This window comes from uncultured Ruegeria sp. (assembly GCF_947500045.1).
Taxonomy (GTDB): Bacteria; Pseudomonadota; Alphaproteobacteria; order Rhodobacterales; family Rhodobacteraceae; genus Ruegeria.
This window is the reverse complement of sequence record NZ_CANMQQ010000002.1, coordinates 429,160-449,478: the sequence shown is the minus strand read 5'-3', so window position 1 is coordinate 449,478 and position 20,319 is coordinate 429,160. Positions and strand designations below refer to the sequence as shown.

Sequence of the window (20,319 nt, the reverse complement as noted above, 5' to 3'; positions counted from 1 at the left end):
GTCGACGCATGTTCAGTACCCGTTCCAACGGAAGGAACCGTCGTCACCTAATGTCGAGAACGGGTTAAACGCAATTTCCCAGATTGTCTGGTCGGGTGCTCGAAAATATCCATGATGCCCGCCCCAGAAAACATCCGCGGCTGGCTTGATCACTTCTGCCCCAGCACGTTCCGCCCGCTCAAGCACCGCCGCCACATCTTCCTTCGCGCGACAATTGTAGCTAAGGGTCATCGCCCCACGCCCCAGGGTGGCGGCGTCTATCCCCATTTCGTCGGCCAGCGCGGCAAGCGGATAAAGACCCAACGTCTGCCCGATCAGATCAAATGCAATCACGCCATCCGGGCTGGTGACGCGCTGCCATCCCAGTTTTTCATAGAAAACTGCTGCAGTTTCCAAGTCTTCCACGCCAATTGTGATCAGGCTTACACGCTGCTCCATCACCGAATCCCTTGCTCTGACAACCAATCCAACATGCCGGTAACCGCCGCATCTGTCTGACCGGGCGACATCAAGTTCCCCGCCACAACGTGCGAGGCTGGATCATCCCCGGGGCCCATCGTAACCAATGAAACCGAGGCCGGGCCACCCCAAGCCTGCGCCACGTCATGCGTTCGGTCTGGCCGTACCACCTGATCGTCATCCGAGAACCAAAACAGCGCCGGAACCTGCGCCCCCGAAAAGTCCAGCGCATAGACCGCATCCACAAGGGCAGACATCGGTACAACCGCCTCCCATGGGTAAATCGTTGTCCAATACTTGTCCTTCTCGGGATCAGAGCTGGAAACATCCCGTTCTGGCCCCATCAGAATCGGCAACCAGCGACGGGCCCAAGGCAAAGATGGCGCCCATGCAGCAACCGTATTTACCCCAAAATTCGGAGAGACCAAAATCTGGGCGGCCACATCCGCTCTCAGTTCGGCATCCAGCGCAGCCGCCGCTGCCAAAGTACCACCCGTCGATGTTGAGATTACAACGACCTGTTCGCCGACCGCGCGTGCGGCGGCCAACCCTTCGGCCACGTCTCGCATCCAGCCCGAGGCCGTGCCTTGGGCCATTGCGTCACCGTCCCGCCCATGCCCTTGAAGCCGGGTGTAAACAAGGTTTGCGCCCAGCGCGTCCGCGACCCGGTCGGGCACTGGCCTTATTTCTTCCGACGAGGCCGAAAACCCATGAACATAGAGCACAGAATACGGTGTTCGCTGCTCGTAAAACCCGTCCCGCCAGACCACCCGTTTTTCGACGCCCGGCACGATGTCATCATAAGCGGATTCGATGCTTTCAAAATATACCTGAACGCCTTCGCCAAATTTGCGTGGATCGAAACGCGGGTGCAGGTCCACGGGTTCGCGGGGGCCAAAAACATAAGCCAGTCCACCAATCAGCACCAACCCCAACAGCAGACGCCCCAGTACCCAGCCAATTCGCTGCATCAGGTGTCTCCCATGACATCCCGTAGGGCCTGCTCAATCAACCCCAGGCAGGGCCCGTCCGAAAATCTGTGATCCGCGTCTTTGACAAGCAGCAATTGCATGTCAGACCCAGTGGCATGATCCAGCAAACGTACCGCCGTATCGGTCGAGACCGCCGTATCAGCAGTCCCCTGCAGGAATCGCACTGGGAATGGCAGATCAAGCGGCGCGCGCAACACCAGCCTCTCGCGCCCATCCTCGATCATCCGTTTTGTGATCACGTATGGTTCCATGTAATCCGAAGGCAGCTCCACATGTCCGACAGTTTCCAGATCAGATTTCTGCTGATCCGAAAATGACGCCCAATATCCGTCTTCGGTAAAATCGGGTGCTGCTGCGATCGTCACCGTGCCCGCAATCCTTTCGGGCATGACACGTGCCAGCAACAACGCTTGCCATCCGCCCATCGACGATCCCACAACAATCAACGGTCCATCGGTCAATCTCGAAACCGCGGCCAGCGTATCTTCGTGCCAGTCTCCAATGCACCCGTCGGTAAAAGCACCCGAGCTTTCTCCGTGCCCCGAATAGTCAAATCGCAGGAACCCCTGTCCACGCGCCTGCGCCCAGGTCTCAAGATGCACAGCCTTGGTGCCCTCCATATCCGACTTCAACCCGCCCAAAAAAACGATGGTCGGCCCTACCCCGTCGCTCTTGTGATAAGCCAAGCGGCGTCCTTGAGCCGTTTCCAGAAATTTCGCCTGTGCCATGAAACCCTCTTTGCTTTCCTCTGCATCATGCACGTCACCACGCACTTCGCAATTCACAGATCCCTTTTCATCTGGCTAAAAATACCTCGGGGAGCGCGAGGGGCAGCGCCCCTCGCTCCCGCCCTTGACACTCGCGCGACCACCTGCCACATGAGCGGAACACATAACCCGCAACCGGGCGTTCAGTGGGCGCCAAACCGACGAGGAGAGCCGATATGGCCCTAGACTCACAGTCAGTCTCCCTTACTTTTCCAGATGGTAACTCCCGATCCTTTGACGCAGGCGTCACGCCGGCGCAGGTCGCTGCCGACATCTCGACTTCGCTGGCTAAAAAGGCGATCTCGGCCACGGTAGACGGTCAGCACTGGGACCTGCAATGGCCCATCAATGCTGACGCACAGATTGCCATCCACACCATGAAGGATGAAGATCAGGCCAATGAACTGATCCGTCACGATCTGGCCCACATCATGGCCCGCGCCGTTCAGGAGATCTGGCCCGACACCAAGGTCACCATTGGCCCCGTCATCGAAAACGGTTGGTATTATGATTTCGACCGGGCTGAACCCTTCACGCCCGAAGACCTTGGCCTGATCGAAAAAAAGATGAAGGAAATCATCAACAAGCGCGATGCCGTGACAACGCAAGTCTGGGATCGCCAGCGCGCAATTGATTTCTACACCGCCAACAACGAGCCCTATAAGGTCGAGCTGATCGACGCCATTCCGGGCGATGAGCCGCTGCGCATGTACTGGCACGGCGACTGGCAGGACCTGTGCCGCGGCCCGCATCTGCAGCATACCGGTCAGGTTCCCGGTGATGCCTTCAAACTCATGTCCATCGCGGGTGCCTATTGGCGCGGCGACAGCGATCGCGCGATGCTTCAACGCATCTACGGCGTAGCCTTCACCGGCAAGGAAAAGCTCAAGGCTCACCTGCATATGCTGGAAGAAGCCGCCAAACGCGATCACCGCAAGCTGGGCCGCGAGATGGACCTGTTCCACATGCAGGAAGAGGCCCCGGGGCAGATTTTCTGGCATCCCAATGGCTGGACCATTTACACACAGCTTCAGGATTACATGCGCCGCAAACAGCGTGCCGACGGCTATCGTGAGATCAACACACCGCAGGTTGTGGATCGCAAGCTGTGGGAAGCCTCAGGTCACTGGGACAAATACCAAGAGCACATGTTCATCGTCGAAGTCGAAGAAGAACATGCCAAGGAAAAGGCAATCAACGCGCTCAAGCCGATGAACTGCCCCTGCCACGTGCAGGTGTTCAATCAAGGCCTGAAATCTTATCGTGACTTGCCCCTTCGCCTTGCTGAATTCGGCTCGTGCTCGCGGTATGAACCTTCGGGGGCGTTGCACGGAATCATGCGCGTACGCGGGTTCACGCAGGACGATGCCCATATCTTCTGCACCGAGAATCAGATCGAAGCGGAATGCGCGAAGTTCATCAACTTCCTCGCCAGTGTCTACAAAGACCTCGGCTTTGAACAGTTCGAGATCAAGTTCGCCACCCGTCCGGAAAAACGCGTCGGCAGCGACGAAAGCTGGGATCATGTCGAAGGCGCGCTGGAAGCTGCGATCAAGGCGACTGGACGTGACTTCACGTTGGAGCCTGGCGATGGCGCGTTTTACGGACCAAAGCTGGATTTCTATCTGACCGACGCAATCGGTCGTGTCTGGCAATGTGGCACATTCCAGGTCGACCCGAACCTGCCGGAAAGGCTGGGGGCGACGTATATCGCGGCTGACGGCAGCAAGCAGCGCCCCTATATGTTGCACCGCGCCTGCCTTGGTTCGTTCGAACGGTTCGTCGGAATCATGATCGAAGAACACGCAGGTAAATTACCTTTCTGGCTGGCACCGCGTCAGGTCGTCGTCGCCTCGATCACGTCCGAGGCGGACGACTATGTGATGGAAGTCGTTGAAACGCTCAAAGCCGCCGGTGTCCGGGCCGAAGCTGATATTCGTAACGAGAAAATCAACTACAAAGTCCGCGAGCATTCGGTTGGCAAAGTCCCGATCATACTGGCCGTCGGTCACCGCGAAGTTGATGAGCGCACCGTCAGTGTCCGTCGTCTTGGCGAAAAACAGACGCAGGTTCAGCCGCTTGAATCTGTAACAAAAGAACTGGGTCAGGCCGCAACACCGCCGGATCTGCTGTAACATTCAGCAGCAAATTGCCCGAAATCCGACCCCTTTTCTGGGGTCGGATTGAAACAAATAGCATTTTTCATTTCAAAAACAGTTTGTTAACCTACAAGAGTGCATGACGGTCTTTGACGGGGTTGTGAGACACGGGCTCGTGAATTCAACTCTGACCATCAAGCTACTACCTTTGTCATTGTCACAAGCAGACACACTAAGTCAGCAGAAGGAAAATTCGAGATGTCGAACACCGCAAAAACACTGGTTATCGCAAGCGCAGTTGCTGCAGCCGTTTCCGGCGCTGCCACAACCGCGACCGCCCAAGCCAAAGAGAAATGCTATGGCGTTTCGCTGGCAGGTCAGAATGATTGTGCAGCTGGCCCTGGCACCACGTGTGCAGGCACTTCGACCGTCGATTATCAAGGCAACGCATGGACCTTGGTAGACGCAGGAACCTGTGCCGATATCGAACTGCCCAAATCGGCAGACGGTGCAGCGCGCGAAGGTTCGCTTGAGCCGTTGGAGCGTGACCTGCCTGCATAAGACTGCCCGAATGAACCGGAAAGGGCGGGCACCATCGCCCGCCCTTTCTGTCGTGATCAGGGGATTTGCACATGTTGGATAATGCTCTCAGATCGAACCGGCTGCCTGCCGCACCGGGCGTCGGATATAAGCCGCAGCATTTCTCGCAGATCCTTGAGCATGCAAAGCCCGTGGCCTGGCTGGAGATTCATGCTGAAAACTACATGGGTGATGGCGGCCGCCCTCTGGCGCAGCTACGCCACCTATCCGAACAGTTTCCCATATCCGTTCACGGTGTCGGGCTTTCCATTGGTGGCGAAACACCGCTGGACCCCGAACATCTGGCCCGCTTGAAACATCTGGTTAGCTGGCTGAAACCAGCCAGCTTTTCTGAACATCTGGCATGGTCTACTCACGACAGTCATTTTCTTAATGATCTTCTGCCCCTGCCCTACACCGACGCCACCCTGGCGCGCGTGTGCGAACATATCGATCAGGTGCAAGAAATGGTCGGGCAGCAAATGCTGTTAGAAAATCCCTCCAGCTATCTGGCGTTCGAGGAAAGCACATGGTCCGAACCTGATTTCCTGCGTGAAATAGCACGCCGTACCGGCTGTGGGCTGCTGTTGGATGTAAACAACGTCTTTGTCTCTGCCACCAATCTGGATTTCTCACCACAGGGCTACATCGATGCTTACCCGCTGGAGCACGTGGCTGAGGTTCACTTGGGCGGTCATGACGAAGACGAGGACGAGCATGGCCATCCCCTGCTGATCGACAGCCACGGGCGCGAGGTGGTTGATCCCGTCTGGGCCTTGCTGGACTACGTTCTGGACAAGTCGGGCCCCAAGCCGGTGTTGATCGAATGGGATACCGATGTGCCGGACTGGCCGATCTTGCGGGCCGAAGCCGAACGTGCCCAATCCGCATTGGACAAGATCCCCGCATGAGTGTGTCGCAAACCACATTCCATGACGCTTTGCTGGACGCCAGCAGGACAGTTCCGGATGGCTTGCAGGACGCGCAGGCCAACGCTGTGGGGCGCCGTTTCAGTGTATATCGTAACAATGTCGCCGTCTCGCTGACCGAGGCAATGCATCAAGCCTTCCCGGTGATCACGAAACTGCTGGGGGCGCAGAACATGGATGGCCTTGCCGGGATGTTTTTGCGCCAGCACCCTCCGTCCTCGCCGCTGATGATGTTTTACGGTGCAGAATTTCCTGCCTTTCTGGAAGGCATGCAGCAACTATCGCATCTGGGGTACCTAGCAGATGTTGCACGCCTGGAACTGGCGCTGCGGCAAGCCTATCACGCTGCTGACAGCCAATCTATCGATGCCGAAGCGCTGAGTATTCCGCCCGAGGATTTGATGCGGGCCAAGCTGACGCTCGCTCCGGCGATGAGGATGCTGCGGTCAAACTGGCCTATTCACGCGATCTGGTTGTTCAATACCGAAGACGACGCCCCCAAGCCAGAAGCGGGTGCTCAGGATGTTCTGATTACACGTCCCGAGTACGATCCTGCCCCGCACCCTTTGCCGTTAGGAGGGGCAGCCTGGATCACGCGCATTCAGGACGGGGTTACTATCGGCGAAGCATTTGAAGCCACCGTGGCGGAAACGCCCGAATTTGACCTTGGAACCACTCTGGCACTGCTTTTGCAGGGCGGTGCAATAACTTCTGTGACTATCGAAAGGCTGGACACATGACTGCCCTGATCTCTACCTACAACGACACGATGGATAAAGTGGCCAACACATCCGGCTGGCTTACGCCAACGCTGGCCCGTGTCGTCTTTATCGCTGTCCTGTTCTTCTACTACTGGAATTCGGCTACGCTGAAGATCGACGGCTCGATCTTTTCACCATCCGCCGGTGCGTTTGGGCAAATCTTCCCCAAAGCCGCCGAGGCAGTGCTGTATGACGTCAGCCAAATGACTTTTTTCCAGCGGATCGTGATATTCATGGGCACAATCGCCGAATTCGCCCTGCCTACTCTATTGCTGATTGGCCTTTTCACCCGACTTGCCGCACTGGGCATGATCGGGTTTGTCTGGGTCCAGACTTTGGTGGACGTCACCGGCCATGGCGTAAAACTAGGCAGTTTGTTCAACGCAGCGCCTGACATCCTCGATCAGCGGGTGTTGTGGACATTCCTGTTGCTGGTGATCGTAATCAATGGTGCAGGTCCACTTTCACTGGATCGGTTGCTGCGACTGAAGTGAATTAGAAATGCGCTTTGGGCTCGTCCGGTTTTCCCGCTGCGAGCCCAAGCAATCCCGCCACGCCTGCAAAGGCAATCGGGAACATGGTGAAAACACCGAATCCAAAGGCATAATACATCCCTGCCGCAGAAATCAGCAGTAAAACACCTGCGATCAGCGCCCGGGAATGGGCCATAGCACCCCCAACAATTGCCAACAGCGGTGCCACGATCGAAGCGGTCTGGATCAAACCAGGGTTATCCACCTGCTCGGCAATCCCGTCGATCTCGCCGAACTGGTCGATCAATTCCACAAAGCCATAGCCGAAAAAACCGACGATCATCCCGATCAGTCCGGCAATGACGCCCAGTATCATGGCAGCGTTTCGCATTCACAGCTCTCCGATTGTTGCCCGTGTCACATAGGCAGTCATTCAAGCAACACCAAGGGCCTCACGGGTTTCAGGCGTCCAGCCCAGGTACATCTGGCCATCGGCTTCGATCAACGGGCGCTTCATCAAGGTTGGATGATCAATCAACAACTCAAGCACCGGTCGATTTCGCGTATCTTCATCCAGACCCCGCCAAGTTGTTGACCGCGTATTGAGCAAGGCTTTGCCGAAAGTCTCATAGGCCTCTGACAGGGTATTTTGGGGAACACCTTGCCCGCGCACGTCGATAAACTCTGCATTCGGAAGAGATTTCAATGCCTTGCGACATGTGTCGCAGTTCTTCAATCCGTAAAGACGCATAGTTTGGTTGATCCTGTCTTCGCTGCAAAATTGGGCAATTCCATTGGCATGGCCCGGTTATTCTTGATTTTTTACTTCACCGTGCAATGTTGAAAAAGGCAAAATACGCAACCCGGGCTGTATCGTGTGGGCGAACAGTGATGTGTTGCGGTCTTGCCAACCACTACCCCCACCGATTTGTGGGACAACGTGTAAGTAGAAGGAGACACGGGAAATGCCAACTGGCACCGTGAAATGGTTTAATACAACCAAGGGCTTTGGTTTCATTGCCCCCGATGAAGGCGGCAAAGATGTGTTTGTACACATCTCGGCCGTAGAACGATCCGGCCTGACCGGACTCGCTGACAATCAGAAAGTCTCGTACGAGCTTGAAGATGGGCGTGACGGTCGCCAGATGGCGGCTGATTTGAAGCCGCTGTAAGGCAAGGCCTGCCCCGGCGGGAAAGACAAAGAAGGTTGGCGGCCAATTTTCGGCCGTTAACCGTTAGCTACCCCCTAAAAACGCGCCCACTTCGGGACGCGCTGTTTTCTTTTTTTCTGGTTGATCAGCTTTCGCGGATCACAGCTTCAAACTCGCGCCATTCCCGCGCTGTCATGCCCGAGTTTTCCTGGTTGACCGCCTCACCACTCAGCATCCGGCGCAGGCATGTTACCATCTGTGCCGAGAGGTTGACCGCGCCCAGGCGGTAATCGTCGAACGCGCGATAGGCAAATGGGACCCAGTCGGCGACGATCTTGCACATGGTGTCAGCGTAAATCCGGATTTCGTACTGCGCATGTGGATCGGCGCGCAGGCGCAGGAAATGGAACAGATTGTGAAGGTCCACCTTCCAATACCATTGCGTGTAGATATTCGCAGGCAGGTTCATCCGCGCCAGTTCACGTGCCAACCCCTGCTGGCCATCCTGACCGATCATCGCTTCGTAGTTATCATAGCACCGAGCGCTGTCGGCCTTCAGTATCTCCAATACGCGCGCGGCTTCTTCGCCTTGCAGCGCGTCACCGCGGCCCTGATTGTTGACTTCGGATTGTGCCGCCACATGCTCGGGCGCGGGAATATAGAACTCTCGATCCAAGATCGAGTAACGGGCTGAATATTCATTCACATTCGCCGTCCGGTGGCGAATCCACTGGCGTGCCACGAACACCGGAAGTTTGACGTGCAGCTTGATCTCGCACATTTCAAACGGGGTCGAATGCCAGTGGCGCATCAGATAGCGGATCAGACCTTCGTCGTTCTGAACCGATTTGGTGCCTTTGCCGTAAGACACGCGCGCCGCCTGACAGATCGCAGCATCATCACCCATATAGTCGATGACGCGGACAAATCCGTGATCCAGCACCTGATGCGCCGTATACAGATGATCTTCCATACCTTCAGCAACGACGCGGCGGGTCGGGCTTGATTGTGCGCGTTGCGCATCAATCTCGGCCAATTGGTCGGAAGACAGCGGCATGAAATTATCCTTTCCAGCAATGAGTCGCCCACCACTATATATCGGCTTAGTAGCCACCGGAACCGCGATATGTGCGGCTTGGCGCGCAAATTCGGAAATGTGTCCGACCTGCCCCTCGACATGACATCGTTGCGCGCTAAGGTGCTGGGCATCACAATCAAAGTAAGGAAAGTCACGATGGGGCTGACATACCTCCACACCATGGTCCGCGTGCAGGACCTTGAAAAATCCTTGGCATTTTATCAGCTTCTGGGCCTGAAAGAGACGCGTCGCTATGAAAGCGAAGCAGGACGGTTCACATTGGTGTTCCTCGCACCGCCAGGACAGGAAGATGCCCCCATCGAGCTGACCTATAACTGGGACGGAGATGATAAACTGCCCAGCGATAGCCGCCATTTTGGTCACCTCGCTTATGGCGTCGACAATATCTATGAAACCTGCCAGCGCCTTCAGGACAATGGTGTTGTAATCAACCGTCCGCCACGCGACGGGCGTATGGCGTTCGTACGCTCGCCCGACAATATTTCGGTTGAATTGTTGCAGAACGGCGAAGCGCTGAACCCGGCAGAGCCTTGGGCAAGTATGGAAAGCGCCGGGCACTGGTGATCCGGTGGATGGCACCCTTGGGGCTGTTCTTTGCGGGCAGCCCCGTTTGGGCCGAGCAGTGTCGCCTTGCTCTGGCCCTTGCGATGGACATCTCAACCTCGGTTGATGCGACCGAGGATGCGTTGCAACGCAAGGGGTTGGCTGCTGCTCTGATCGCGCCAGAGGTGCAAGAGGCGTTCTTCAAGTCTCCGCTGCCTGTCGCGCTAGCGGTCTACGAATGGTCCGGTAACTTTAATCAGAAGCTTCTACTGGATTGGCAGATGATTGAAACTGCCGCCGATCTTGTCACAGCCGCACATGGCATAGGCTTGTCCGAGCGGTCTGCCAATGACTCCCCTACAGCGATGGGACACGCTTTGGCGTATGGTGCCAAACTTATGCAACGCGCCCCCCGTTGCCTTTTCCAAACCATTGATATTTCGGGCGACGGCAAGAACAATGATGGTTACGGGCCACAAATCGCCTACAAGCACTTTCCGTTCGAAAACACGACTGTGAATGGACTGGTGATCAACGCCGCCGATTTTGAAGGTGAAATGGACCTGATACCATTCTTTCAGGAAAACGTCCTGCATGGGCCCGGAGCATTCCTTGAGATTGCTGCGGGTTTTGAGGATTTCGAGCGTGCCATGCGGCGCAAACTTGAACGAGAGCTTAAGGGTTTGGAGCTCAGCGCCTGGCAATCGGGCAAGGTGGACTGATCGGCCTGAGCATCGGTTTCGTGCGCACCAACCTGTCGCGGATCAATAGATGTAACGGATTTGGTCAGTCCAGTACCGCTCAACCCGACGCAGGGAGTTGGTGATCTCATCAATCCCGTCGGCAGCAATCACGTCACGGTTTTGCAACCCTTCCGCATGACGCGCAAACAGCTCTGAAACGATATCACGAATCTCGCGCCCACGCGGGGTCAGGCGCACCCGAACCGACCGGCGGTCAATCTCGCACCTCTGATGGTGCATATAACCCATCTCAACCAGTTTTTTGAGGTTATAGCTGACATTGCTGCCCTGATAGTAGCCACGGCTCTTTAACTCTCCGGCTGTGACCTCATGATCGCCGATGTTGAACAGCAGCAACGCCTGCACTGCATTGATTTCCAAAACACCGACGCGTTCGAATTCATCTTTGATGACGTCCAGAAGCAAACGGTGCAGACGTTCGACCAGCGCCAATGCCTCAAGATAACTTGTCATGAACCCTTTGGTCCCCGGCGCGGTGACCTGCAATTCCATACTCATTCAATCCTCCGATTCATCGCGCTGTTTCTGAAAACATGACGCGAATTCCCGAAAAATCGGTTAAGCCAGAATATTACTTATTTTTGAAAGGTTTGTGCGATATCCGCAATCAGGTCGGCCAGCTGTACTGGAGGGTTGGCCTGACCTGTAACCCATTGATACAGGTCCTGATCATTTTCATGCAGCAAAGCATCGTAGGTATTCAGCCCGTCCTCATCCATCAATGACAGGTTGCGATCGGCATAGGCCGTCAGGATCAAATCCATCTCTTTGATACCGCGCCGCATCGAACGCATCTTCATGCGCTTGATCCGTGTATCCCGAGGCTCGGTCATTGCGCGCGTTCCAGCTTAAGGCGCATAGCCTTTTCCACACGGGCCAAACGCTCGGAACTGGCGCGCATCTCACCCCGGATGGAACGAAGCTCGACCACGAGATCGTGCAGTTCGGCATCTACGTTCCCATCCAGCGCGGTGGCGTCCGTGCCGTCGCCCTCACCGGTCAGCAACCACATGATTGACACGTTCAACATCCCCGCCATCATCGACAGCTTGTTGGCACGGGGCTCGGACAAATCATCCTCCCACGCGGTGATCGTCGCCTTTTTGACCCCAAGACGGCGGGCCAATTGTGTTTGGGTCATACCCGCCACTTCGCGCGCACCAGCAACGCGATCCCCGAATGTAGCGGTATCCGGTCCGAACCAGTCAGTTTCGTTATTCATCGGGGTCTCCAATAGGTGGAAATCAATTGGCTTGATCGATATTTCGGCGCACCCTATGACAGTCAGGCTGAACATACAAATCGAGGCCGTCCATGAGTTTCCTGTCTGCGACATTGTCACGCGTAAAACCCTCACCTACCATCGCGATGACGTCCAAAGCGGCAGAGCTGAAATCCGCCGGGCGAGACGTCATCGGGCTGAGCGCCGGAGAGCCTGATTTTGACACGCCACAAAATATCAAGGACGCCGCCGTCGCGGCCATCGCCGCGGGCAAGACAAAATACACGGCGCCGGATGGTATCCCTGAGCTGAAACAGGCCGTTTGTGCCAAGATGAAACGTGACAACGGGCTGGATTATGTGCCCGCCCAGATCTCGGTGGGGACCGGGGGTAAACAGACGCTTTATAACGCGCTGATGGCGACCCTGAACAAAGGCGATGAGGTGATCATCCCCGCGCCCTATTGGGTCAGCTATCCGGATATGGTTTTGCTTGCCGGTGGGACGCCGGTCGTCGTGGAAACCAGCCTTGAGAACAGTTTCAAGCTGACGCCTGAACAACTGGAAGCTGCCATCACACCGAACACCAAATGGTTCATCTTCAACTCACCCTCGAACCCCACCGGTGCGGGCTATAGCTGGGATGAGTTGAAGGCGCTGACCGATGTGTTGATGCGCCACCCCCAGGTGTGGGTGATGACCGACGATATGTATGAACATCTGGCCTATGACGGGTTTGAGTTCTGTACGCCTGCACAGGTTGAACCCGGGCTTTATGATCGGACACTCACCTGCAATGGTGTATCCAAGGCCTATGCCATGACCGGCTGGCGCATCGGCTATGCTGCAGGCCCGGTCGAATTAATTGCCGCGATGCGCAAGGTGCAATCACAATCCACCTCAAATCCCTGTTCGGTCAGCCAATGGGCGGCAGTAGAGGCGTTGAATGGGACGCAAGATTTTCTCGCGCCCAATAACGAGGTCTTCAAACGCCGCCGCAATCTGGTGGTGGATATGCTGAGCCAGATCGATGGCATCACCTGCCCCACGCCGGAAGGTGCGTTCTATGTCTATCCCTCAATCGCAGGCCTGATTGGAAAAACCACGCCTGCCGGAAGGGTGATCGACACAGACGAGGCTTTCGCGACCGCCCTGCTGGAAGAGGCCGCTGTCGCCGTGGTATTTGGCGCGGCCTTTGGTCTGTCCCCGAATTTTCGCGTCAGCTATGCCACCTCGGACGAAGCCCTGACCGAAGCCTGCACCCGTATCCAGCACTTCTGCGCCGCGCTGACCTAACCCCGGAGGATCATATGTCCACTGCCCTGCCCGAGTACTACTTTCGTGTCCGCGAGAACGGTGCCGCAGTGTTCAAGATCGACACGGAAAATCGCCAACGCCGGATCGAGATGGACCAGATCGCTGTGATCAACATCCGCAACGGCGAGGTTAAGCCGCAGGGTCAACGCGCCCTGACCGATACCGACAAAGCTGAAATCGCCCGTTGGATGGATGAGCGTAGGGAATTGCTGTCCCGCCGCGATATGGATGATATTCACCGCGCGGTCGACCACCTGAACCTCACCACGCAATGGGCGCAATCCAAAGCCACGGATGAGCAACTGGAAGAGATCACTGATCGGCTGTTGATGGCGATGCACGATCTGCGGTCAGTGCTGGTGCGCAAGAAATCTGACCGGTTCACTAAGGACTGAAGCCTATTCGGCGGGAGCAACGCCAACTTCGCGTACCGACCGCAACCAGAACCGTCCCATCAGCAATACAGCGGCAAGGGCCAATCCCAGCACGAGGCCAAGCCAGATGCCAATACCCTCCATACCTTGGGTGAATCCAAAGTAATACGAGGCCGGGATCCCGATTGCCCAATAGCTGAGCGCGGCCATCACCATCGGAATCTTTGCGTCTTGCAGACCCCGAAGCAGGCCCAGCGCGATGACCTGTGCACCGTCGACCAACTGGAACAGTGCCGCCATGGCCAACAGCCCGGTCCCTATTAGTACGATTTGTGGGCGTTTGGGGTCACCCGCCTCAACAAACAGTGAAATCAAAGGTTCGGCACAGGTCAGAAACAAAATGATTGTCAGGACCGACATGACCAAAGACATGGCCGTGATGGTGATTGCACCTTTCTCCAGATGCGCCCGATCTTTGCGGCCAAGCGCGTTGCCAGCCCGGATCGTGGCCACATTTGAAAGGCCAAGATGCACCATGAAAGTTGCCGACGTGAGGTTAAGCGCAATTCCGTGCGCGGCCAACGGGACTTGTCCAATCCAACCCATCATAAATGCAGACGTTGCGAACAGGGAAACTTCGGCCAAAGTAGTCAATCCGATGGGTACACCCAGCCGAAAAACCCTGCCGAACATCTCCCAATCAGGGCGCCAGAATCTTTGGAACAAACTGTGTTCTGGCAACGCCTTGACCGCGTAAACTACAACTGCCACCAAAGACACCAGTTGCGTCATAACCGACGCAATCGCAGCACCAGTTACACCCATTTCGGGCGCACCCCAATTACCGAAAATCAGTGCATAGTTCGTCAGGCCATTCACCACGGCGGCCACGACAGTGATCCACAAAACGATCTGGGTTCGTTCCAGAGCGGCCAGATAGGATTTCAGTACCATCACCAATAGTGCCGGGAATAGCCCCCAACCAGCGACCCGCAAATAGCGCGAAGCGGTTTCGGCGACCTCAGGTTCTTGTTCCAGTGCAATCAGAATGGGATGGGACCACCACAGCAACGGTATTATCACGATGGCATAAAGCAATGACAACCAAAGCCCCATACGGGTAGCGCGGCGAATGCTGGTCTCATCCTCTTCTGCAGCTGAGGTTGCTACCATGGGCATTACCGCCAGCCCAAAACCGGCACCAAATAAAAAGAGCACAAAGAAAAAGCTGCTTGCCACCGTCACCGCTGCCAATGCTTCAACACTGTACCTGCCCAACATGACAGTATCAGTCAGCCCGATTGCAAACTGGGCCAGGTGCCCGCCAATCAAAGGGAGCCCTAACACCGCGATCGCGCGGATATGGCCGGGATATGTCATGACCTTGCTCATCCCGCCAGCCTTAGGCCTGCCCTTGACCAGAGACAAGAGCCCAACCAAAAAAATCAAAGTGAGACTCAAATCAGCTAAGCAATGAAAAGCCACCACCCCGCAGGGTGCTGGCCGCGCTTACACTTTGTTCCCGCAATTAGGTAGTTTTGGAATCAGGGTGTAATGCCGTTCCGAGGATGTGATCTGAGCGTTGGATTACATGATGGGCCTGTCCGACGATCAGCGGATCAGGTTCCCCCACGATCCGGTCGTCCTTATCGGGATAGTCCAGCGTAGACAGGAAGTGACGCATGCAGTTCAGGCGTGCGCGTTTCTTGTCATTGGATTTGACAATGGTCCAAGGCGCATCTGCGGTGTCCGTGTAAAAGAACATCGCCTCTTTCGCCTCGGTATAATCATCCCATTTGCTCAGGCTGGCCTTGTCGATCGGAGATAGCTTCCACTGCTTCAGCGGATCGGTCTCGCGACTCCGGAAGCGGCGTTGCTGTTCTTCCTGCGTGACAGAAAACCAGTATTTATAGAGCTGAATACCCGAGCGCACCAGCATCCGCTCCAACTCGGGCGTTTGCCGCATAAACTCCAGATATTCATTGGGCGAGCAGAAACCCATGACCCGTTCAACACCCGCACGGTTGTACCAGGACCTGTCATAAAAAACCATTTCACCGACAGTCGGAAGTTGTTGGACATAACGCTGATAATACCACTGCCCCTTTTCCTCATCCGTCGGTTTGTTCAACGCAACGACCCGCGCCAGACGTGGATTAAGGTGCTCCATGAACCTTTTTATGGTTCCGCCCTTTCCCGCAGCGTCGCGACCCTCAAACAACAACACAAATCGCTGCCCGGTGTCCCGCGCCCATAATTGGACCTTCAGCAGCTCTGCCTGCAGCTCGGCTTTCTGCGCCTCATAATCCTTGCGCGCCATCTTACGGCCGTACGGATACTTACCGCTTTCAAAAGCCTGCCGGATTTTCTCGGGGCTGGGCGAAGGACTGTCCGCTGCGGGGATAGTTACAGCTTCGATCCGGGGTGATTTCTGTGTGATCTGGGGCTTGGCATCCATGCATGTTCTCCTCGGTTCCACGGTCCGGGGAACGACTAGCACGTGGCTTCAGTCCGCGCTTTGACTGGTGTCAATTTGCCTATGGGTTTCCCGCTGTCCGGACATGAAAAGCCAAACGATCCTCGCTGATCACACTGAACAGCCGCCACTTCAGCATCGGGGAATGGTGGCCCCTCGTTTCCTCGCTCACCGATGTCCCCAATCGTCTGGATTGTCCGAGTTGTTTGGCGACAGCCCCAGAACATCCCCGTCGGTCGAACACCCCAGCCCAAGCACGGTCCTGTTCGCATAGGAAAAATACGAACACACCTGGTTGATCTCAAGGATCTCTCCGTCTTCCCAACCGGCATTGCGCAGGGCGATGATATCCGCCTCGGTCAGATCGCCCGGTGCCTCGGTCAATTTACGCGCATACCCCATCGCGGCCACTTGCGCCGGGTCCAAAGGGGCCGAAGCAGGGTCACCCGCTTCAATCGCGGCCCGGATCGCATCTCCGCGCGCTTCATCTTGCAACAACCGCTGCAGCCCGGAAAAGTGATGTTCAACACAATACCCGCACCGATTCAGCGCACTGACCCAAACACCGAGCACTTCCAGAAACCACTTGGGCACCGTATTGGCCGAGTGGTGCAGCACATTCTTGTAGACCGCCATATGGGCTTCCATCGAATGAGGCCGCAACGAATGCGCCATCATGATGTTATCGACATTGTTATCCGGCCCGGTCACACGGTCATAGAGTTTACGCAGCTTACCCGTCGCCTCAGCGTAGGGGATGGTTTTGATCCAGCTCATTTGGGTTCCTGTTGTCTCGATTGCTTCGTGTCCGCAGACTAAGAGCGCTTTGATCAGGTAGCGAGACGAAATCGACGAGTATTCACTAAGAGCCCACTCCCGCCATTGCCACAAGGAAAGAATGCTGCAATCGCGAAAGGGCGCTCACTGCTCGAAGCAGACGTCCGACCAAACTCCAAGCCCCAGCTAGCGGATCTAGGCAATCTCTCGCTGCATTGGTCATGAGGCTGGACAAACCAGACATTTGCCAGGGTCCAGCTATAGCACTTCTGCACGTTCGACTTGCTCAGCAAATGGGCATTACGTGGCAACCACTTGCGGCACATCATCTCTAAGTGCTCGATGAGTTCGACATCTTCACCATAGAAAAGTAACTTTTTGGCTTGAAGGTTAGAGCAAGTATTTTGTTAGCCCAGTGGGTAACTCAAGCTTGGCGAAGAAGCGAATGGCTACAAAGATCCTGTTGCACCGTTTACTCCTTGCCAATGTCGATGCAAGCCGTACAAATACTACAACGCAACATCTTGTGCTGCCTCAATAATATAGGAAAAACTATGTTCACGGAAAGTGATGTAGAGCAGAAATTTGTTTATGGGCTTCTGACCAAAAGTTCTCCAGATGGCTTGGATTTCTTTCCTGATGATATCCAAACAAAGCGCGACATTCGGAAGATAGTGATTGGTAAGGGGCGTAGTCAAAAACTCTACTATCCTGATTACGCTATAGTTATCGATGGGGTCCCCTCTTTGATTGTTGAGGCGAAAGAGCCAAACGACGATAATCTTGAAGAGGCTTTTCGTGAAGCTCGACTGTATGCGCATGAGATAAATGCGTTGTATGATAATAGAGTAAACCCATGTGAGCGAATTATTGCGACAAATGGGTTGCGGCTGATAGCTGGGTTTTCGGATCAACAGAGCCCTGCAATTGATCTAAACGTTGAGAATTGTAGTGTAACAAACCAAGATTTTATTGACCTTCTGAGGTTTGGCGGAAGAGATGTCGTAGCGTCAAGGGTTTCTGCTATCAGATCTGAAATACGCGGTGTGGCCAAGTACACCAAGCCTGTTTTCTCTCTGGGCGGAAAATCAGTAATCAACGAATCTGTTGGTGCAAACGATTTTGGCTCGAACGTTTCTCTCGAATATCAATCACTATTCAACCCGGAAACCATTGAGGAAAAGGCCGGGATTGTAGAAAATGCCTACATCCGATCTAAACGCCGGGAGTCTCATGTGGCCCCTATCGACAGGGTTCTACGTGCAACTATTCCGCCTCACCAGAGAGACTCTAACACTATTAACGACACAGAGAACCCGACGGAGATTTTCGAGACACTAGGAACTTTCGAGAATAGAGATCGGCTGAAAAACGAACTGTGCTTATTGGTCGGCGGCGTTGGAGCTGGAAAGTCAACATTTACGGAATTTTTGAGGTTAAAAGCCCTCCCACAAAGTCTCGTACAATCCACGCGGTGGGTTAATGTTGACTTGAACAATGCACCGTTGTCAAAGACTGAGATATACGACTGGATATTAGACGCGATATCAAAAAAAATACGATACATTTTTCCGGAAATAGATTTCGAATCCTTGGACTTCTTAAAAAAACTGTACTCAAAGGAGTTGGGTGCGGTTGCTAAAGGGCGAGCCGCATTTTTCCCACCAGATTCAATCCAGCACCTGGAAATACTGGCTGAGGAAATGAAGCGCTTGCAGGGAGACACCAGGCAGACGCTTGTAAATTTGATTTCTCTTCTTTTCGAAGAGAGAGGGCTTCTCCTAGTGATTGTCTTGGACAACTGTGACAAGAGAACACGGGATGATCAGTTGTTAATGTTCGAGGTCGCAGCATGGTTGAAGAATGAATTTAGGTGTCTAATTTTTCTACCTCTTCGGGACACGACTTACGATACTTACTCAGACCTCCCACCGTTGGATACCGTAATTAAGGACTTGGTATTCCGAATTGAGGCACCGCTTCTGGAAAAAGTGCTGTCTGCGAGAATGGGATACCTATTGAGATCTGTCGGTAGCAATCCGGAAAAATTCAGATTCAGTACGGAAAATGGTGTAATAGTAAGCTGTGGCAGAAACGAAGTTGCGAACTTTATGCGGTGTATCATCACCACTCTGTTTCAAGACAAGCACTTCAAATCTATTATCAAAGGATTGGCTGGACGAAATATTCGCCGAGGGCTCGAAGTAGTTCTGGATTTTTGTAAGTCAGGACATATCAGCGCTGATGACATCCTTAAGATGCGCCTCTCGAACGGGGAATACCGCTTACCCTCCCACTTGGTTTATCGAGTGCTCCTAAAAGGAAATCGTCGTTACTTTAGCGATGAAAAGTCTAGGCTAGTCAATGTTTTTCATTCTGACCCACGAGACGAGCTTCCAGATCCGTTCGTTCGACTAGATATTCTATGTTGGCTCAAAGAGAACTTCAAAGTTTCGGGCCCAAACAACACAAAAGGTTTCCACAAAGTTGAAACCTTAGTTCAAGTGATGCAAGGTCTCGGGCATGCTAGGGAACGCACTATTGCTGAGGTAGCATCACTAGTGCAATCAGAACTAGTCATGACAGAAGGATTAACGAAGACTGTTGACATAGATGACTTGGTTGTATTGACAGCGTCTGGGTTCACTCACCTCAACGTAATTCGAAACATCAACTATCTTTCAATTGTCTCGGAAGACACCTTCTTCAGGGACTCCATGGTGGCCAACAGAATTGCGGACAACCTTGTTGGGAGAGGTCTTTTCAAGGCCGGTTCAAAAGATGCCGCGCTAAGCAGTAGTGTTTCCCTGGTGAACTACTTAAGTGGTTACGGGTCGCAGTTTTTTCTTGAAAACCAGATAGCACCAGATAGCTTTTCATGGTCACACACTGAGATGGTTGCTAGCCTCACGAGATTTGTTGAGTCAAAAGAGGTAAAGAGTGATGGCTACTCAGCAAAGAGTCGCATCGCGGAAGATTTCCCACGCGGATCAGAACACTTGGGTCAAGTTGCATCAATTCAGAACTACGGCATTTTTGTTGAACTTGATTCGGGAATGGACTGCTTTGTGCATCAGTCAGACTTTGGCAAGTCGTCTCATGTAGTCTTCAGTGAACTGGAGGAAGGTGATCAAGTCATTGTAAAGATAAAAGAATACAATACAGCCAACGAACGACTGAAAGGGTCGTTAGTAGAATTTTAGGGGATTGATAGCATATTGCGAGCCGTGGTAGGATCCGAAAAAAATAATGCAGTGCCACAACATATATCTTATGAAACGGCAACCTTTGGATGAACCAAAGGTTGCCGTATGATTTTGTTGGGTGACCCAGTGGCTTTGGCCTCAAGGTTGGGCAACATGGCGCGGCAACCGACTATACCCAAATTAGAAGTGCACGCTTTTAGCTGCCAGCTGCCCAGTTGACTCGCAGCATTTGTTCCCGACCCCAATAGACACGCGTCGTGGCTCAAATCTAGCGCAAGGTGTTTTCCCGGCTGAATGTCGGCTTCAGAGAAGCTCGCCAGACTTTACAAGCG

23 protein-coding genes are annotated in these 20,319 nt (G+C 54.3%); 11 read left to right on the top strand and 12 right to left on the bottom strand.

Annotated features, from left to right (window positions below; translation table 11 throughout):
• Positions 1-12: 12 nt before the first annotated feature.
• Genes Q1B46_RS05760 through Q1B46_RS05750 form a run of 3 tightly spaced genes read right to left on the bottom strand, consistent with a single transcriptional unit; the run spans position 13 to position 2,179 of the window.
• Positions 13-438, bottom strand: coding sequence for a VOC family protein (locus Q1B46_RS05760; RefSeq protein ID WP_299945727.1), 426 nt, complete (start codon positions 436-438; stop codon positions 13-15).
• Positions 438-1,430, bottom strand: a complete 993-nt coding sequence (locus tag Q1B46_RS05755; RefSeq protein ID WP_299945725.1) for an alpha/beta fold hydrolase — start codon at positions 1,428-1,430, stop codon at positions 438-440. Before Q1B46_RS05755 ends, Q1B46_RS05760 begins: the two co-directional genes overlap by 1 nt.
• Positions 1,430-2,179 carry an alpha/beta hydrolase gene (locus tag Q1B46_RS05750; RefSeq protein ID WP_299945723.1) on the bottom strand — a complete coding sequence of 250 codons (750 nt, stop codon included), beginning with the start codon at positions 2,177-2,179 and terminating at the stop codon, positions 1,430-1,432. The genes Q1B46_RS05755 and Q1B46_RS05750 overlap by 1 nt, the downstream gene beginning before the upstream one ends.
• A gap of 215 nt (positions 2,180-2,394) precedes the next feature.
• Here Q1B46_RS05750 and thrS point away from each other — a divergent pair, with 215 nt between their 5' ends.
• The 5 genes from thrS (at position 2,395) to Q1B46_RS05725 (ending at position 7,080) form a co-directional block, all read left to right on the top strand.
• Entirely contained in the window at positions 2,395-4,353 is a 1,959-nt protein-coding gene (gene thrS / locus Q1B46_RS05745; protein ID WP_299945722.1) for a threonine--tRNA ligase, read from the top strand.
• A 222-nt stretch (positions 4,354-4,575) separates the two neighbouring features.
• On the top strand, positions 4,576-4,878 hold the full coding sequence (locus Q1B46_RS05740; protein ID WP_299945719.1) for a DUF2282 domain-containing protein: 303 nt from the start codon (positions 4,576-4,578) through the stop codon (positions 4,876-4,878).
• 71 nt (positions 4,879-4,949) lie between these two features.
• The gene (locus tag Q1B46_RS05735; protein ID WP_299945717.1) at positions 4,950-5,807 is read left to right on the top strand and encodes a DUF692 domain-containing protein; all 858 of its coding nucleotides are present in this window, start codon (positions 4,950-4,952) and stop codon (positions 5,805-5,807) included.
• On the top strand, positions 5,804-6,565 hold the full coding sequence (locus Q1B46_RS05730) for a DNA-binding domain-containing protein (RefSeq protein ID WP_299945714.1): 762 nt from the start codon (positions 5,804-5,806) through the stop codon (positions 6,563-6,565). Before Q1B46_RS05735 ends, Q1B46_RS05730 begins: the two co-directional genes overlap by 4 nt.
• A complete protein-coding gene (locus Q1B46_RS05725; protein ID WP_299945711.1) occupies positions 6,562-7,080 on the top strand; it encodes a DoxX family protein in 519 nt (172 codons plus the stop codon). Before Q1B46_RS05730 ends, Q1B46_RS05725 begins: the two co-directional genes overlap by 4 nt.
• Position 7,081: 1 nt before the next feature.
• Here Q1B46_RS05725 and Q1B46_RS05720 read toward each other — a convergent pair whose 3' ends face one another.
• Together Q1B46_RS05720 and Q1B46_RS05715 are read right to left on the bottom strand one after the other, a co-directional pair.
• Positions 7,082-7,450, bottom strand: a complete 369-nt coding sequence (locus Q1B46_RS05720; RefSeq protein ID WP_299663746.1) for a hypothetical protein — start codon at positions 7,448-7,450, stop codon at positions 7,082-7,084.
• Positions 7,451-7,492: 42 nt separating this feature from the next.
• Positions 7,493-7,810 carry an ArsC/Spx/MgsR family protein gene (locus tag Q1B46_RS05715; protein WP_299945709.1) on the bottom strand — a complete coding sequence of 106 codons (318 nt, stop codon included), beginning with the start codon at positions 7,808-7,810 and terminating at the stop codon, positions 7,493-7,495.
• 214 nt (positions 7,811-8,024) lie between these two features.
• Between Q1B46_RS05715 and Q1B46_RS05710 the strand changes: the two genes are divergently transcribed.
• Complete coding sequence (locus Q1B46_RS05710; RefSeq protein WP_074735253.1) at positions 8,025-8,231, top strand: cold-shock protein; 207 nt, start codon at positions 8,025-8,027, stop codon at positions 8,229-8,231.
• A 124-nt stretch (positions 8,232-8,355) separates the two neighbouring features.
• On the opposite strand, the gene thyX is transcribed toward Q1B46_RS05710, so the two are convergent.
• Positions 8,356-9,267 (bottom strand): FAD-dependent thymidylate synthase, encoded by a 912-nt coding sequence (thyX, locus tag Q1B46_RS05705; RefSeq protein WP_299945706.1) that lies wholly within the window; start codon positions 9,265-9,267, stop codon positions 8,356-8,358.
• 177 nt (positions 9,268-9,444) lie between these two features.
• On the opposite strand from thyX, the gene Q1B46_RS05700 reads away from it, so the two are divergent.
• Together Q1B46_RS05700 and Q1B46_RS05695 are read left to right on the top strand one after the other, a co-directional pair.
• Positions 9,445-9,873 (top strand): VOC family protein, encoded by a 429-nt coding sequence (locus Q1B46_RS05700; RefSeq protein WP_299945776.1) that lies wholly within the window; start codon positions 9,445-9,447, stop codon positions 9,871-9,873.
• Positions 9,874-9,881: 8 nt separating this feature from the next.
• A complete protein-coding gene (locus Q1B46_RS05695; protein WP_299945704.1) occupies positions 9,882-10,574 on the top strand; it encodes a DUF1194 domain-containing protein in 693 nt (230 codons plus the stop codon).
• Positions 10,575-10,616: 42 nt separating this feature from the next.
• Here the strand turns inward: Q1B46_RS05695 and Q1B46_RS05690 are convergent, their stop codons facing one another.
• The 3 genes from Q1B46_RS05690 to Q1B46_RS05680 form a co-directional block, all read right to left on the bottom strand.
• Positions 10,617-11,114, bottom strand: a complete 498-nt coding sequence (locus Q1B46_RS05690) for a winged helix DNA-binding protein (RefSeq protein ID WP_299945702.1) — start codon at positions 11,112-11,114, stop codon at positions 10,617-10,619.
• A gap of 77 nt (positions 11,115-11,191) precedes the next feature.
• Complete coding sequence (locus Q1B46_RS05685) at positions 11,192-11,449, bottom strand: succinate dehydrogenase assembly factor 2 (protein ID WP_299945699.1); 258 nt, start codon at positions 11,447-11,449, stop codon at positions 11,192-11,194.
• On the bottom strand, positions 11,446-11,838 hold the full coding sequence (locus tag Q1B46_RS05680; RefSeq protein WP_299663755.1) for a helix-turn-helix domain-containing protein: 393 nt from the start codon (positions 11,836-11,838) through the stop codon (positions 11,446-11,448). Before Q1B46_RS05680 ends, Q1B46_RS05685 begins: the two co-directional genes overlap by 4 nt.
• Before the next feature lie 92 nt (positions 11,839-11,930).
• Between Q1B46_RS05680 and Q1B46_RS05675 the strand changes: the two genes are divergently transcribed.
• Complete coding sequence (locus Q1B46_RS05675; protein WP_299945697.1) at positions 11,931-13,133, top strand: pyridoxal phosphate-dependent aminotransferase; 1,203 nt, start codon at positions 11,931-11,933, stop codon at positions 13,131-13,133.
• Between the two features lie 14 nt (positions 13,134-13,147).
• Entirely contained in the window at positions 13,148-13,549 is a 402-nt protein-coding gene (locus Q1B46_RS05670; protein WP_299945695.1) for a hypothetical protein, read from the top strand.
• Between the two features lie 3 nt (positions 13,550-13,552).
• Here Q1B46_RS05670 and Q1B46_RS05665 read toward each other — a convergent pair whose 3' ends face one another.
• The 3 genes from Q1B46_RS05665 to Q1B46_RS05655 all read right to left on the bottom strand — a co-directional run bounded on the left by Q1B46_RS05665 (position 13,553) and on the right by Q1B46_RS05655 (position 16,781).
• Positions 13,553-14,908 (bottom strand): MATE family efflux transporter, encoded by a 1,356-nt coding sequence (locus tag Q1B46_RS05665; RefSeq protein WP_299945692.1) that lies wholly within the window; start codon positions 14,906-14,908, stop codon positions 13,553-13,555.
• Positions 14,909-15,056: 148 nt separating this feature from the next.
• On the bottom strand, positions 15,057-15,986 hold the full coding sequence (ppk2, locus tag Q1B46_RS05660) for a polyphosphate kinase 2 (protein WP_299945690.1): 930 nt from the start codon (positions 15,984-15,986) through the stop codon (positions 15,057-15,059).
• A gap of 186 nt (positions 15,987-16,172) precedes the next feature.
• Complete coding sequence (locus Q1B46_RS05655; protein ID WP_299945688.1) at positions 16,173-16,781, bottom strand: peroxidase-related enzyme; 609 nt, start codon at positions 16,779-16,781, stop codon at positions 16,173-16,175.
• A gap of 554 nt (positions 16,782-17,335) precedes the next feature.
• On the opposite strand from Q1B46_RS05655, the gene Q1B46_RS05650 reads away from it, so the two are divergent.
• Entirely contained in the window at positions 17,336-19,984 is a 2,649-nt protein-coding gene (locus Q1B46_RS05650; RefSeq protein ID WP_299945685.1) for a S1 RNA-binding domain-containing protein, read from the top strand.
• The last annotated feature ends 335 nt before the right edge of the window (positions 19,985-20,319 follow it).

Excerpts from the sequence above, each read along its gene's own strand:
- Q1B46_RS05760 (WP_299945727.1), bottom strand. The coding sequence starts at position 438 with ATGGAGCAGCGTGTAAGCCTGATCACAATTGGCGTGGAAGACTTGGAA.
- Q1B46_RS05755 (WP_299945725.1), bottom strand. The coding sequence starts at position 1,430 with ATGCAGCGAATTGGCTGGGTACTGGGGCGTCTGCTGTTGGGGTTGGTG.
- Q1B46_RS05750 (WP_299945723.1), bottom strand. The coding sequence starts at position 2,179 with ATGGCACAGGCGAAATTTCTGGAAACGGCTCAAGGACGCCGCTTGGCT.
- thrS (WP_299945722.1), top strand. The coding sequence starts at position 2,395 with ATGGCCCTAGACTCACAGTCAGTCTCCCTTACTTTTCCAGATGGTAAC.
- Q1B46_RS05740 (WP_299945719.1), top strand. The coding sequence starts at position 4,576 with ATGTCGAACACCGCAAAAACACTGGTTATCGCAAGCGCAGTTGCTGCA.
- Q1B46_RS05735 (WP_299945717.1), top strand. The coding sequence starts at position 4,950 with ATGTTGGATAATGCTCTCAGATCGAACCGGCTGCCTGCCGCACCGGGC.
- Q1B46_RS05730 (WP_299945714.1), top strand. The coding sequence starts at position 5,804 with ATGAGTGTGTCGCAAACCACATTCCATGACGCTTTGCTGGACGCCAGC.
- Q1B46_RS05725 (WP_299945711.1), top strand. The coding sequence starts at position 6,562 with ATGACTGCCCTGATCTCTACCTACAACGACACGATGGATAAAGTGGCC.
- Q1B46_RS05720 (WP_299663746.1), bottom strand. The coding sequence starts at position 7,450 with ATGCGAAACGCTGCCATGATACTGGGCGTCATTGCCGGACTGATCGGG.
- Q1B46_RS05715 (WP_299945709.1), bottom strand. The coding sequence starts at position 7,810 with ATGCGTCTTTACGGATTGAAGAACTGCGACACATGTCGCAAGGCATTG.
- Q1B46_RS05710 (WP_074735253.1), top strand. The coding sequence starts at position 8,025 with ATGCCAACTGGCACCGTGAAATGGTTTAATACAACCAAGGGCTTTGGT.
- thyX (WP_299945706.1), bottom strand. The coding sequence starts at position 9,267 with ATGCCGCTGTCTTCCGACCAATTGGCCGAGATTGATGCGCAACGCGCA.
- Q1B46_RS05700 (WP_299945776.1), top strand. The coding sequence starts at position 9,445 with ATGGGGCTGACATACCTCCACACCATGGTCCGCGTGCAGGACCTTGAA.
- Q1B46_RS05695 (WP_299945704.1), top strand. The coding sequence starts at position 9,882 with ATGGCACCCTTGGGGCTGTTCTTTGCGGGCAGCCCCGTTTGGGCCGAG.
- Q1B46_RS05690 (WP_299945702.1), bottom strand. The coding sequence starts at position 11,114 with ATGAGTATGGAATTGCAGGTCACCGCGCCGGGGACCAAAGGGTTCATG.
- Q1B46_RS05685 (WP_299945699.1), bottom strand. The coding sequence starts at position 11,449 with ATGACCGAGCCTCGGGATACACGGATCAAGCGCATGAAGATGCGTTCG.
- Q1B46_RS05680 (WP_299663755.1), bottom strand. The coding sequence starts at position 11,838 with ATGAATAACGAAACTGACTGGTTCGGACCGGATACCGCTACATTCGGG.
- Q1B46_RS05675 (WP_299945697.1), top strand. The coding sequence starts at position 11,931 with ATGAGTTTCCTGTCTGCGACATTGTCACGCGTAAAACCCTCACCTACC.
- Q1B46_RS05670 (WP_299945695.1), top strand. The coding sequence starts at position 13,148 with ATGTCCACTGCCCTGCCCGAGTACTACTTTCGTGTCCGCGAGAACGGT.
- Q1B46_RS05665 (WP_299945692.1), bottom strand. The coding sequence starts at position 14,908 with ATGACATATCCCGGCCATATCCGCGCGATCGCGGTGTTAGGGCTCCCT.
- ppk2 (WP_299945690.1), bottom strand. The coding sequence starts at position 15,986 with ATGGATGCCAAGCCCCAGATCACACAGAAATCACCCCGGATCGAAGCT.
- Q1B46_RS05655 (WP_299945688.1), bottom strand. The coding sequence starts at position 16,781 with ATGAGCTGGATCAAAACCATCCCCTACGCTGAGGCGACGGGTAAGCTG.
- Q1B46_RS05650 (WP_299945685.1), top strand. The coding sequence starts at position 17,336 with ATGTTCACGGAAAGTGATGTAGAGCAGAAATTTGTTTATGGGCTTCTG.